9 protein-coding genes are annotated in these 13,290 nt (G+C 74.7%); 2 read left to right on the top strand and 7 right to left on the bottom strand.

Translation table 11 applies throughout. The features are described 5' to 3' along the window. Positions 1-25 precede the first annotated feature (25 nt). From H5V45_RS22525 to H5V45_RS01760, 7 genes are all read right to left on the bottom strand, one after another. Complete coding sequence (locus H5V45_RS22525) at positions 26-2,725, bottom strand: FtsX-like permease family protein (RefSeq protein ID WP_185251344.1); 2,700 nt, start codon at positions 2,723-2,725, stop codon at positions 26-28. Then, on the bottom strand, positions 2,722-5,880 hold the full coding sequence (locus H5V45_RS01735; RefSeq protein WP_185251345.1) for an FtsX-like permease family protein: 3,159 nt from the start codon (positions 5,878-5,880) through the stop codon (positions 2,722-2,724). Before H5V45_RS01735 ends, H5V45_RS22525 begins: the two co-directional genes overlap by 4 nt. 12 nt (positions 5,881-5,892) lie before the next feature. Then, positions 5,893-6,582, bottom strand: coding sequence for an ABC transporter ATP-binding protein (locus tag H5V45_RS01740; RefSeq protein ID WP_185251346.1), 690 nt, complete (start codon positions 6,580-6,582; stop codon positions 5,893-5,895). Beyond that, positions 6,579-7,481 carry an ABC transporter ATP-binding protein gene (locus H5V45_RS01745; RefSeq protein WP_185251347.1) on the bottom strand — a complete coding sequence of 301 codons (903 nt, stop codon included), beginning with the start codon at positions 7,479-7,481 and terminating at the stop codon, positions 6,579-6,581. Before H5V45_RS01745 ends, H5V45_RS01740 begins: the two co-directional genes overlap by 4 nt. A 125-nt stretch (positions 7,482-7,606) precedes the next feature. Then, the gene (gene dmpG, locus H5V45_RS01750) at positions 7,607-8,689 is read right to left on the bottom strand and encodes a 4-hydroxy-2-oxovalerate aldolase (RefSeq protein ID WP_185251348.1); all 1,083 of its coding nucleotides are present in this window, start codon (positions 8,687-8,689) and stop codon (positions 7,607-7,609) included. A gap of 54 nt (positions 8,690-8,743) precedes the next feature. Next, complete coding sequence (locus tag H5V45_RS01755) at positions 8,744-9,643, bottom strand: acetaldehyde dehydrogenase (acetylating) (protein ID WP_185251349.1); 900 nt, start codon at positions 9,641-9,643, stop codon at positions 8,744-8,746. 59 nt (positions 9,644-9,702) lie between these two features. Next, on the bottom strand, positions 9,703-10,491 hold the full coding sequence (locus tag H5V45_RS01760; protein WP_185251350.1) for a 2-keto-4-pentenoate hydratase: 789 nt from the start codon (positions 10,489-10,491) through the stop codon (positions 9,703-9,705). A gap of 86 nt (positions 10,492-10,577) precedes the next feature. Between H5V45_RS01760 and kstD the strand changes: the two genes are divergently transcribed. Both kstD and H5V45_RS01770 read left to right on the top strand, forming a co-directional pair. Continuing rightward, a complete protein-coding gene (kstD, locus tag H5V45_RS01765) occupies positions 10,578-12,404 on the top strand; it encodes a 3-oxosteroid 1-dehydrogenase (RefSeq protein ID WP_343061374.1) in 1,827 nt (608 codons plus the stop codon). Next, positions 12,404-13,285, top strand: a complete 882-nt coding sequence (locus tag H5V45_RS01770) for a MaoC/PaaZ C-terminal domain-containing protein (RefSeq protein ID WP_185251352.1) — start codon at positions 12,404-12,406, stop codon at positions 13,283-13,285. The genes kstD and H5V45_RS01770 overlap by 1 nt, the downstream gene beginning before the upstream one ends. The last annotated feature ends 5 nt before the right edge of the window (positions 13,286-13,290 follow it).

A 13,290-nucleotide genomic window follows, 5' to 3' on the forward strand; every position in this document is an offset into this window, starting at 1 on the left:
GGCGCCGGCCGGGAGCTGGAGAGCATCAGCGCGGACTCCCCCCGCGCAGGAGCTGGCCGAGCGCGACCCGCCGCAGCCGGTGCCACTCGAGCTGGGCCAGGACGAGGACGGCGAGCACCAGGACGACCGGACCGCCGAGCGCCCACGGCGGGATGCTGATCGCCGGCGCTCCCGTCTGCCCGGTGACCCGCTCCAGCGACAGCTGCCCGAACATCACCAGCGCCGCACCGAGCCCGAGCACCACGCCGGCGACCGCCCCGATCAGCACCGGTGCGAGCAGCTCACCGGCCAGGAGGCGCCGCAGCTGGTGGTCGCGCAGCCCGAGGGCACGCAGGCGCCCCAGGGAGACCGCCCGGGAGTCGGCCTCGCCCGCCGCTGCCAGGGCGACGCCGAGCACCGCGAAGAGCAGCAGGAGCATTGACGCGGCTCCGGCCAGCAGCACCAGGCCAGAGGCGAGCGGAGCCGCGCGGCGGGCGTCCAGCTCGTCGGCGGCGACCACGACGTCGTCGGCCGGGCCGACCCGGGCCAGGAGCGCGGAGGCCGCCCGCGGTCCGACCACCCAGACGGTGTTCGGCTCGACCGCGCCCCCGGCACGCGCGTAGGCGGCGGCGTCGACGACCACCACGGGCTGGACGGTGTCCTGGACGCGCGGAGCGGTGCCGACCACGTGCAGCCGCACCGCGGAGCCGTCGGCGCCGGGGAGCGAGAAGTCGTCCTGCAGGCCGGCCGGTCCGCCGAGGAGCAGGGCCGGGACGTCGGCGGCGTCGTCACGCCCCAGACGCGCGAGGGCAGGTGCGTCCGGCAGCGCGCTGACGGTGAGGAGGTGCGCGTAGGCGGACGCGTCGACCACCGCGAGCAGGACCGTGGCGGCGTCGCTCCCCGAGGTCGCCGGCACGGCCTCCTCGATCCGGGCGGCCGCTGCGGCCCGCACGCCGGGTGCTCCCTCGAGGGCGCTCACCACCTCGGTCGCGGACCCTCCCGGTGCCAGCGTCGCCCGAGCGTCGCCACCGACACCGAGCAGGGCACCGGCAGCCTGGCCGCGCTGCTCGGTGCTGCTCAGCGAGACGGCGAAGGCGAGCTGTGCGACGGTCACCGTGACGACGAGGAGCGGCAGCGTGCGCACACCCGTCTCGCGCACCCTGGCGGCGACGAAGAAGGCGACGCCCCCCGACGTACGACGTGTGGCGTCGAGCAGCACGCGGGCGAGGCTGGGAACCGCGGCCACGACGAGAAGGGCACCGGCGACGCTCCACCAGACCGGTGCACTCGCGGCGGTCGGGTCACCGTCCCCCACCACGCCCCGCTGCCGCAGGGCGACGAGGGAGAGCACGGCGGCTGCGACCACCGCCGCCACGGCCGCGGTGCGGCGCAGCTGCCGACCTCGGGCGGCGACCCGGCGGGCGTTGCGGTTGGCCGGGGTCCGGCGCGGGTCGGTGGCCCGCGACGCGAACATCGCTCCGCGCACTCCGGCCGCCACCGCCGCGAGGAACGGCACCGCGAGCCACCAGGTCCACGCGGCGTGCCCGAGCGCGAGCCGTGCCCCGAGCACCCCGACGACGACCCCGACCAGCACCCACGCGGCGGCCTCGACGACGAGCTCGGCAGCGATCTCGGCCAGGGTCGCGCCTCGTTCGCGGCTGACCAGGACCGAGGGCGCTCGGCGCCGCACGAGGAGGTCGGCGGCCAGGCCCAGCACGAGCAGCGCGCAGAGGAGGAGCGACAGGATCAGGACGTCCGCCTGCCCCCGAGCGGCGGAGACCTGGGAGCGACCGTCCGCCACGACCCTGTCGAGCTCGCTGTCCCAGACGGCGCCGCCGGGCACGTGGGGGGCCGACTTCAGGGCGGCGATGGCCCGCACCAGCTGCTCCGAGCCGGACCACCGCACGGCGTCCGGCCGCGGCGTGGTGTAGACGCGCTCGCGCAGGTCGTCCTCCGGCGCGGCGAGCTGCAGGTCAGGCAGGGCGGCGGCCGAGACGAGGGCACCGGCGGCCGCGGTCGGCACGCCCGCCGTGACCCCCCGCACCGGGTCCAGCAGCTGCGGGACGGGCTGCCACACCGGGTCGCCGGGATCACGTGCCTCGAAGATCCCGCTGACCCGGGCGACGACCGGGCGCCCCTGGTGGTCCTTCATCGTGAGCCGGTCACCGGGCCGGAGTCCCAGCGCCGTCGCCGAGGCCTGCGACAGGGCCACCTGGACGGTCCAGGGACCGGCGTCGGCCGCCAGCTGGGTCTCGGCGCGGTCCGCTCCGACGGTCGCTCGTGGAGGGCCGCCGGAGACGTAGCGGACCTCGGGGCTGCCGGTGGGGGCGCCGAGGTAGGCCAGCGTGAGGTAGCGACCGGGCCCGGCGTCGAGCAGCTGCAGGGGCGTGGTCGTGACCCCGGCGATCCCGCCCCGGACGACGTCGGCGACCCGGTCCGGGAGGAGCAGCTGGGCGCCGGCCACGGCGACCCGCAGCCGGGCGGCCGCGCGGGGGTCCCGCGTGCGGACGTCGTAGAACTGGTCGTCGCGGTCGAAGGTGCCGACGACGACGCCCTGGGCACCGGCCTTGCGCACGGCGTCGGCGAGGGCCTGGTCCGAGGCACGGGTCGTCAGCGGACCCGCCGCCGCCAGGAGCGAGGTCGTGAGCGCGACGACCACGGCCACCAGCACCAGCGGGCCGGGATCGGTGCGCATCCGGCCGACGATGCTCGGCACGTGCAGTCGCGGCCGGGCGGTGATCCTCACTCCCCCTCCCGCAGGAGTGCCGGATCCGCGGCGGCGACCTGCGAGGTCGCCGCCACCGCCGCGATCACCAGGCAGCCGGCCACGAGGCCCGCGGCGAGCAGGGCCTCCGCGGCCCACGGCCAGACGAGGACCGCCGACGGGACCGGCGCCGTCCCGTCCTCGGACCTGACCAGGTCGCGGGAGAACGCGAGCGCCGCTCCGGCGCCCACGCCCACCCCGGTCACGACGAGGGCGACGAGGAGGACAGCGTGCTGCACCCCGACGAGCCGCCGAGCTCCTCCCCGGGGCAGCCCCAGCGCCCGCAGCCGCGCGATCTCGCTCGTCCGCCTCCGGCGGTCCGCACTCACGACGAGCGCAGCACCCGCGAGGAACAGGAGCACCGCCGAGCCGGCGACGGCCAGGTAGGCGACCGGGAGCACCACCTGGAGGGGGCCCTGCGTCAGGTCGGCGGTGACCTGGCCCCGGGTCGTCACGTCGCCGAGCTCCAGCGCGCCCAGTGCGCCGGTCGCCCCTGCGCCGGGGGCGGACACCCAGAACGCGTCCACGACCGGCTCGAGGTGCCCACTGCCGACCAGGGCCCGGGACACGGTGTCCGCGTCGGCCAGGACGGCCACCTGCCCCGGCGCGGAGGGGACCGACGGCACGATGTCGACGACGTCCAGCGTGAGGTTGCCGGTGCCGACCGTGGCGGAGAGTCGCCCGCCCACCTTGGTCCCCACGGCATCGGCCAGCGCCCGCGAGACGGCGACCGGGAGGGACGTCGGCATCTCGAACGACGTGGCCAGCACGTCGCCGGCCTCGTAGCGGAGATAGGCCATCCGGACCTGCGTGCGCGTCGTGAGGACGGTCGCCGCCGCGGTCTGCTTCGCCGAGACCGTCGTACCGACGACCGCACCCTCGGAGCCCAGCACCTGCGCCCGCCAGTCCGAGGAGGCGTCCGAGGGCGATCCTCCCGACCTGGGGAAGCGCAGCGACATCGAGACCCCCGCGACGCGGCCCGTGCTGCTCCCGGCGTCCTCGAGACTCAGCCGGAACGCCACGACCTGCCCGCGCGTCCCCGGCGCCACCGACCACTCCAGGGGGTGCGGGTGCCCGTCCAGGGGCACCGGCGCGGCCTCGAGCGTGCTGCGCAGACCCGTCGCGTCCTGCACGACCAGCGTCGGCACCGCGGTCACCACGACGCCCCGGGGGGCACGGCCGGTCAGCGAGACGCCCGAGCCGTCGGCGGGGACGGGGACTCCGCGGACGGCGTCACGCGGCGCCAGCGCGTCGCCGACGTCGGCCCAGGTCTCGCCTCCGCCGAGACGCCCGCGGAGGAGGGCGCCCGCGTGCCGCGCGTCGATCGCCACCAGCCGGGGCGGCTCGCCCGGGGTCCCCAGGAACGCGCCGAGGGTCAGCGGCCGCGCGACGACCGGCGACACGAGCGATCCGCGGGCGCCCGCCGCCCGCCCGATGCGCGCGGCGTCGGCCGCGGTCGGTGGGGCGTCGAGCACGAGGGAGAGATCCGCACCGACCATCAGGTCCGCCTGGTCGCGCTGCGAGCGCTCCCAGGTGGCATGGGTCGCGACACCGAACGCGGCAGCGGCCGAGGCCAGCGAGAGCAGCACCAGCGCCGTCCCGGCGCCGAGGCGGAGCGCCGACGGGTCCAGGGCGATCGGGAGCAGGGAACGGGAACGGCGCGTGGCGGCCGCGACGCCTGCGAAGAGAGGCGGCAGGGTGCGCACGGCGACCACCGTCACCGCGGCCAGGCTCACCGCGGGCGCGAGCAGCAGCAGGGCGTCACCGGAGGTCGACGTCGACGACCGGGAGTCGAGCTGCCACCAGGCGACGGCGGCCGCCACGAGGAGCAACCCGTCGACGCCGGACCGGGCCCAGGCGCGTCGGCGCCCGGGCGGGCGGGCCGTGTCGGGGGTCGCGAGCGGTGACACGACGAGGACGAGGCTGAGGAGGAGGGCGCCCGCCGAGGCCGCGACGAGGAGACCCGGGGTGAGCGTCGGGCTCTCGACCAGCCGTGCGGCGCGCAGGCTCGGGAGCCGGGTGACCGCGGCGTGCGCGAGCACGGCCGCCGGCACGGCGACGACCGTCGAGACCACCGCGAGGAGGACCGACTCGACCAGCGCCGCGCCGACCTGCTGGCCGGGCGAGAGCCCGAGCGCCGTCGTGAGGTCCCGCTCACGCGTGCGGCTGTCGGCGAGGAGCCGACCGGCCAGCACGAGGGCGGCGACGCCCAGGATCGTGTCCAGCAGCAGGGCGACCAGCAGCGCGGACCGGGTGGCCGCCTGCTGGGCGTGCAGCCGCGCGACGGTTGCGGGCAGCCGCGACCCGACCCGCGTGATCCCGGCCGCGTCGCCCACCCGCTCCGAGAGCAGCGTGGAGGCTCCGGCCAGCGACCCCACCGTCGCGCGCAGCGACGCGTCGTCGGCAGCGGCCAGGTCGGGCCGGCCGTCCACCCGCAGCGCGGCCAGGTCGAGACCGGTGCGCGGGAACGCCGCGTCGTCGACCAGGAACGGCCCGTACGCCGCCGTGGTCACGCCGCTGGCGGTGAAGGCGGGGTCGACCCCCGCACCGGCCAACGGGTCGGTCTCCGAGGCGGGACTCGGCACGCCGCGGAAGGTCCCGACGATGACGACCGTCGTCCGGTGGTCGCTGTCCCCCGTGCCCCGGCCGGGTCCCAGCCGCAGGCGGTCACCGATCCGGAGGCGCAACCCCCGGGCCGCGGCGTCCGGGGCGACTGCCTCGACCGGCGACCCCGCGCCGGCGTCGGGCCACCGGCCCGAGGTCAGGCTCCCGCGTCCCGCGGCGGCGTCGGTGGTCGCGAGGTACCCGAACCGACCCGACTCGCCGATCTGCCGCATCTCGGAGGTCGCCGTCCCGACCAGGGACGGGTGCAGCGGGGCGAGGACGTCCCGGACGACCCCGCGCGCCTCCTGGCGGGCGGGCCCGAGGTCGCTCCCGGCCACGTCCACGAGGTAGGCGGTCACGTCGACGTCGTCCGGTTGCGAGCGCTGCACCTGCTCCGAGAACGACCGCGGTCCCGTCACGCCCAGCAGCAGCGTGTAGAAGCCCACGAGGGTCGTGGCGACGGCGACCAGGACCACGACCGCCGCCAGCAACCGGCGTTGCGCCCAGGCCCGGCGGACCACCAGCCTCAGCACGCTCTGGTCATCTCAGGTCTCGACCCGGCCGTCGGCGATGGTGAGGACGCGGTCCGCCAGGGAGACCAGGACCTGGTCGTGCGTCGCCACCACGGCCGTGACCCCCTCGGACTCGACGATGCCGCGGAGCAGCGCCATCACCGACAGACCGGTCTCGGCGTCGAGCTGACCGGTCGGCTCGTCCGCGATGAGCAGCCGCGGCGATCCGGCCAGCGCCCGGGCGATCGCCACGCGTTGCTGCTGCCCACCCGACAGCTCACCGGGCCGCTGCGCGGCGTGCGCGCCCAGCCCGACCAGGTCGAGGAGCAGCGCGGCCCGGCGCTCGCGCTCGGCCACGGGCGTGCGCCGCAGGCGCAGCGGGACGCCGACGTTCTCGAGGGCGGTGAGCGACGGGAGCAGCCCGAACGACTGGAAGACGTAGGAGACCGTCTCGCGGCGCAGGGTGCTCAGCCCCGCGTCGTCGAGGCCGGTCAGCTCGGTCCCGTCGACCCGGACGGTCCCGGAGTCCGGGCGGTCCAGCCCGCCGAGCAGGTTGAGCAGGGTCGTCTTGCCCGAGCCGGACCGGCCGACCACGGCGAGCATCTCGCCGGACCTGACGTCGAGGGAGACGTCGCGCAGGGCGTGCACCGTGCTCGGCTCGGAGCCGTAGGTCCGCGACAGTCCGCGCGCCGCGACCATCGGCGCACCGCCCACGTCCGTCATCGCTCGCCACCGCGGTCGGAGCGGATCTCGATGCTGTCCTCGGTCAGGGCCAGGCGGACCCGGTGGGTCAGCGCCAGGGCCTCGCGGAACTCCCGCGGCACCTGGACACGACCGGCCCGGTCCATGACCGCGAACTCCTCGGCGATCCCGGGGACGCCCTCCGCCCCGTCGCTGCGCAGCACCTCGCTGCTGGTGCGGCCGTCCCGGATGGCGACCGTGCGCGCCACCTGGCCGCTCACGCCGGCGTCGTGGGTGACGATGACGACCGTGGTCCCCCACTCGCGGTTGGCGGTCCGCAGCGCAGCGAACACCTCCTGGGCCGACGCGCTGTCGAGCTCACCGGTCGGCTCGTCGGTCAGGAGGACCTGGGGGCGGTTCGCGAGCGCGACGCAGATGGCCACCCGCTGCTGCTCCCCTCCGGACATCTGGTGCGGCTTCAGGTCGGTGCAGTGCTGCACGCCGAGGGTCTCGAACAGTTCCTCCGTGCGCTGCCGACGCTCACGGCGCGGCACGCCGGCGAAGCTCTGCGGGAGGTCGACGACCTGGGCGGCCGTGAGGTAGGGCACCAGGTTGCGGCTGCTCTGCTGCCGCACGAAGCCGACCACGTGCCGGCGGTAGTGGACGCGCTCGCGACGCGTCATGCCGAGCAGGTCGTGCCCGGCCACCCGGGCCCGCCCGGCGGTCGCCGCGTCGACGCCGGCGAGCACCTGGAGCAACGTCGACTTGCCGGACCCCGAGGCACCGACGATCGCCACCATCTCGCGGTCGTGCACCAGCAGGTCGAGGCCCTGCAGCGCCTGCACCTCGACGGTGTCGGTCTGGTAGACGCGCAGCAGGTTGTCGCACACGATGACCGCGTCGTGGCCGAACTCCTGCGCTCGCGCGCCCCCGTGTGCCATGCCCTGCTCTCCTCCGTCCACCGATCTGGTCGGTGCGGGCCGCGCGCGGACTCCGGCCTCGCGACGAGACTGTACCCAGCGGCGGCCCCACCGTGGTCTCGATGCGGAGGCGTCGTGACGCGCTCCTAGGAGTTGGCCGCTTCCTTGTCCTGCTCGGCCTTGAGCATCAGCGCGATGTCGATGAGCTGGTCCTCCTGGCCGCCGATCAGCTTGCGGCGGCCGGCCTCGAGCAGGATCTTCGCGCCGGAGACGCCGTAGCGGTCGGCGGCGTTCCCGGCGTGCTTGAGGAACGAGGAGTACACCCCGGCGTACCCCATCATCAGCGTCATCCGGTCGAGCTGGCACTCCTCCGGCATCGCCGGCCTGATCACGTCCTCGGAGGCGTCGACGATCGTCAGGAAGTCGATGCCGGTGCGCCAGCCGAGCTTGTCGCAGACCCCGACGAACGCCTCGAGCGGCGTGTTGCCGGCGCCCGCGCCGAAGCGGCGGACCGAGCCGTCGATCTGGGTGGCGCCGGCGCGGGCCGCGATGACGGTGTTGGCGACGCCGAGGCCGAGGTTCTCGTGGCCGTGGAAGCCGACGCTGGCCTCGTGGCCGATCTCGGCGACCAGCGCCGCGACCCGGTCGGCGGTCTGCTCCATGACGAGGGCGCCGGCCGAGTCCACGACGTAGACGCACTGGCAGCCGGCGTCGACCATGGTGCGGGCCTGCCGCGCGAGCACCTCCGGCGGCTGGGTGTGGCTCATCATCAGGAAGCCGACGGTCTCGAGGCCGAGCTCCCGGGCCAGCCCGAAGTGCTGGATCGAGGTGTCGGCCTCGGTGCAGTGCGTGGCGATCCGGCAGATCTCGCCGCCGTTGTCCTGCGCCGCGCGGATGTCGTCCTTGGTGCCGACCCCCGGCAGCATGAGGAAGGCGATCCGGGCGTTGACGGCCGTCTCCGCCGCGATCCGGATCAGCTCCTGCTCGGGCGTGCGGCTGAAGCCGTAGTTGAAGCTCGAGCCGCCCAGGCCGTCGCCGTGGGTCACCTCGATCACCGGCACGCCCGAGGCGTCCAGGGCCTCGACGATGTCGTGCACCTCCTGCGCGGTGAACTGGTGCCGCTTGTGGTGCGAGCCGTCGCGCAGGCAGGTGTCGGTCAGGCGCAGGTCGAGGTCGCCCCCGTGCGCGTCCTTCCACGTCCGGCTGAGCGTGTCACGGTCGGTGCTCATGTCAGGTCCTGTCCTTCGGAGAAGTGGTTTCGAGACGGTCGCTGCGCGACCTCCTCAACCACCGGTGCTCCGCGCGATGTTCTCGCCCACCTGGGTGGCGGCGGCGGTCATGATGTCGAGGTTGCCGGCGTACGGCGGGAGGAAGTCGCCCGCCCCCTCGACCTCGACGAAGATGCTCACCTTGGTCTGGCCCCGGGTCGCCGGCGACGGGTCGTCGATCTGCGGCTCCTGCAGCAGGCGGTAGCCGGGGACGTACTCCTGCACGGCCTTCTCCATCGCGACGATCGAGGCGACGATCGCGTCCCGGTCGGCGTCCGGCCGGACGGCGCAGAAGATCGTGTCGCGCATGATCATCGGCGGGTCGGCGGGGTTCAGGATGATGATCGCCTTGCCCTGCTCGGCGCCGCCGATCTCGCGGACCCCGCGGCTCGTCGTGCGGGTGAACTCGTCGATGTTGGCGCGGGTGCCGGGCCCGGCGCTGACGCTGGCGACCGACGCGACGATCTCGGCGTACGACACCGTCGCGGCGCGCGAGACCGCCGCGACCATCGGGATCGTGGCCTGGCCGCCGCAGGTGATCATGTTGACATTCATCGCGCCGAGGTGGTCCTCGCCGTTGACCGGCGGGATCACGGCGGGGCCGACGGCGGCGGGCGTCAGGTCGATCGCCCGGATGCCGGCCTCCTCGTAGCGCGGGGCGTACTCGCGGTGCACGTAGGCCGAGGTCGCCTCGAAGATCAGGTCCGGCAGCACGTCCTGCTTGAGCAGCCAGTCCACGCCCTCGTGGCTGGCCTCGAGCCCCTGCTCCTCGGCGAGGCGCAGCCCGTCGCTGGTCGGGTCGACGCCGATCATCCAGCGCGGCTCGACGACGTCGCTGCGGAGCAGCTTGTACATCAGGTCGGTGCCGATGTTGCCGGGGCCGACGATGGCGGCGGTGAGCCGTTCGGTGGTCATCGGGTTCCTCTCACGGGGTCTCGAGACGGTTGCTGCGCAACCTCCTCGACCACCGACGGTCAGTCGGTGAAGGACAGGCGGACGGTGCCGAGACCGTCGAGGACGGCCTCGAAGTCGTCGCCGGGGCGGACGTCGATCGCGCGGTGCACGCTGCCGGGCAGGATCACGTTGCCGGCCTCGAGGGTGACCCCGAAGGTCGCGACCTTGCGGGCCAGCCAGGCCACCGCCGTCACGGGGTTGCCGAGAACGGCGTCGGAGCGGCCCTCGGCGACCTGCTCGCCGTTGCGGGTGAGCCGGGCCTCGATCGAGCGGAGGTCGAGGTCGGCGGGCTTCACGCGGTCCGGGCCGAGCACGTAGCCGGCCGAGCTCGCGTTGTCGGCGATGGTGTCGCCGATCCGGATGTCCCAGTCGCGGATCCGGCTGTCGATCAGCTCGATCGCCGGCGCGACCGCCTCGGTGGCGGCGAGCACGTCGTCCTCGGTGCAGCCCTCGCCCGGCAGGTCGGCGCCGAGGACGAAGCCGACCTCGACCTCGACGCGCGGGTAGCAGTACCGCCCGGCACTGACAGGCCGGTCCTCGGAGACGGCCATGTCCGAGAGCAGGTGGCCGTAGTCCGGCTCGTCGACGCCCATCATCTCCTGCATGGCGCGCGAGGAGAGCCCGACCTTGTGCCCGTGCACGGTGGCGCCGGTCGCGAGCCGGCGCCGGATGTTGAGCAGCTGCACCTCGTAGGCGTCGACGACGTCGATCTCCGGCCAGGTCTCCCGCAGCGGCGGGATCGGGCGGCGGTCGCGCTCGGCGGCGGCCAGGGCGGCCGCGACCTCGCGTCGTACGTCGTCGGAGAGCATGGCCGCCATACTAGAACCTGTTACAGTTCTGCGCCATGAGTGGGTCTCGACAAGCTCGACCGACGAGTGCTGCGCAGCCGCGACCAGTGAGCAGCACGTCCGCCCTGCCGGCCGAGGTCGACGTCGTGGTGGTGGGTGCCGGAGGGGCCGGGATGACGGCCGCCCTGGCGGCCCGGACGCACGGCCTGGACACGGTCCTGCTCGAGAAGAGCGCCTACTTCGGCGGCTCCACCGCGCGCAGCGGCGGGGGCGTCTGGATCCCGGGCAACTACGCGCTGCGCGACGCCGGGCAAGCCGACGCCGCCGAGGAGTCCAAGCGCTACCTCGACGCGATCGTCGGCGACGTGGTGCCCAAGGTCCGTCGCGACACCTACGTCGACCGCGGTCCCGAGGTGATGGACTTCCTCCGCGCGCGCACGCCGGTGCGCTTCGCATGGGTGCCGCAGTACGCCGACTACCACCCCGAGGCGCCGGGCGGCCGCGCCGCCGGTCGCAGCGTCGAGCCGGTCCCGCTGGACGCGAGCTTCCTCGGCGACGAGCTCGAGCACCTGCACCCGGCGTACACCAAGGCGCCCGCGAACCTGATCGTCACGCAGGCCGACTTCCGCAAGATCAGCCTCGGGCTGCGCACCGTCCGCGGGCCGCTGACGATGGCCAAGGTGCTGCTCAAGCGGGTGCTGAGCGGGCTGCGCGGCCGGAAGATGTACGCGATGGGCAACGCGCTCGCGATCGGGCTGCGCCAGGGCCTGCGCGACGCGGGCGTGCCGCTGCACTACGAGACCGAGCTCCGCGACCTGGTGATCGAGGACGGCCGGGTCGTCGGCGTGCGCGTGCTCCGCGACGGCGTCGAGCAGTTCGTGCGGGCCCGCCGTGGGGTGATCCTCGGCAGCGGCGGCTTCGAGAAGAACCTCGAGATGCGCGAGAAGCACCAGCCGCACCCGACGTCGGTCGACTGGACGACCGGCTCGCAGTTCAACACCGGCGGCGGCGTGCTCGCCGGCATCGCCGCGGGCGCCGACACCGACCTGCTCGACGACGCCTGGTGGGGGCCGACGATCCCGCTGCCGTCGGGGCCGTGGTTCTGCCTCGCCGAGCGCAACCTGCCCGGCTCGATCATCGTGAACGCCGCGGGCAAGAGGTACATGAACGAGGCGCTGCCGTACGTCGAGGCCGTCCACGAGATCTACGCCGGCGAGGCGACCGGTGTCTCGCACGTGCCGTCCTGGCTGGTGATGGACCAGCGCTACCGCAACCGCTACCTCTTCGCCGGACTGTCGCCCCGGCAGCCGTTCCCCGGGCGCTGGTACAAGTCCGGCACGGTCGTGAAGGGCGCCACCCTCGACGAGCTGGCCGCCGCCATCGAGGTGCCGCCCTCGGCCCTCGAGGAGACCGTCGAGCGCTTCAACGGCTTCGCCCGCTCCGGTGTCGACGCCGACTTCCACCGCGGCGAGAGCGCCTACGACCAGTACTACTCCGACCCCACCGTGAAGCCGAACCCGTCGCTGCACGTCATCGACCAGGGCCCGTTCTACGCCGTGAAGATCGTCCCCGGCGACCTCGGCACCAAGGGCGGGCTGGTCACCGACGAGCGCGCCCGCGTGCTCCGCGCGGACGGCTCGGTCATCCCCGGCCTCTACGCCGCGGGCAACGTCTCGTCCGCCGTGATGGGGCGGACCTACGCCGGCCCCGGCGCCACCATCGGCCCGGCGCTGACCTTCGGCTACCTCGCCGCCGAGGACATCGCCACGTCGGTGGTCGAGGAGGTTGCGCAGCAACGTACGCCGGGGGTTGAGGAGGTTGCGCAGCAACCGCCCCCGGTGGTTGAGGAGGTTGCGCAGCAACCGCCGCCGGTGGTTGAGGAGGTTGCGCAGCAACCGTCTCGAAACCACCCCGACGACACCGGAGCGGCCTGATGCCCATCGACCCGTCCGTCGCGGTCGGTGCCGATCTCGGCGCCGTGGACTTCTCGTGGGACGAGAGCGACGTGCTGCTCTACCACCTCGCCGTCGGCGCGGGCTCGCGTCCGGGCGACAACCTCTCCCCCGCCGCCCTGCGCTGGACGCTGGACGGCCCCGGGCTGCAGGTGCTGCCGTCGTTCGGCGTCGTGGCGCCGACCTTCCACATGACCGACCCGCCGCCGCTGGACCTGCCGGGGTGCGACATCAACCTCGCCCAGGTCGTGCACGGGTCGCAGTCGGTCACGCTGCACGGCCCGATCCCCACCTCGGGGTCCGGGACCGTCCGCACGCGGATCAGCGAGGTCTGGGACAAGGGCAAGGCCGCGGTGATCTGGCAGGAGGGCGTCGCGACGGCGGCGGACGGCGCGGAGCTTTGGACCACCCGCTCGTCGATCTTCGTGCGCGGCGAGGGCGGCTGGGGCGGCGACCGCGGCTCCTCGTCGCCGGTCCCGCTGCCCGAGCGCACCCCGGACACGGAGACGACGTACGACGTCACGCCCCAGCAGGCGCTGCTCTACCGCCTGTGCGGCGACCGGAACCCGCTCCACGCGGACCCGTCGTTCGCCGAGGTGGCCGGCTTCCCGGCGCCGATCCTGCACGGGCTGTGCTCGTACGGCATCGTGCTGCGCACGCTGACCGACGAGCTGCTCGACGGCGACGCCGCGCGGGTCGGGGGCTTCGCGGTGAAGTTCGCCGGCGTGGTCTTCCCCGGGGAGTCGATCCGGGTGCGCGGCTGGGTCGAGGACGGCCGGATCGTCGCCTCGGCGACCGTCGCCGGGTCCGGTGACCGCGACGGCGCCCCGGTGCTCGGCGACGTGGTGCTCGACCTGGCCTGACGCGG

This window comes from Nocardioides luti (genome assembly GCF_014212315.1).
Classification (GTDB): Bacteria; Actinomycetota; Actinomycetes; order Propionibacteriales; family Nocardioidaceae; genus Nocardioides; species Nocardioides luti.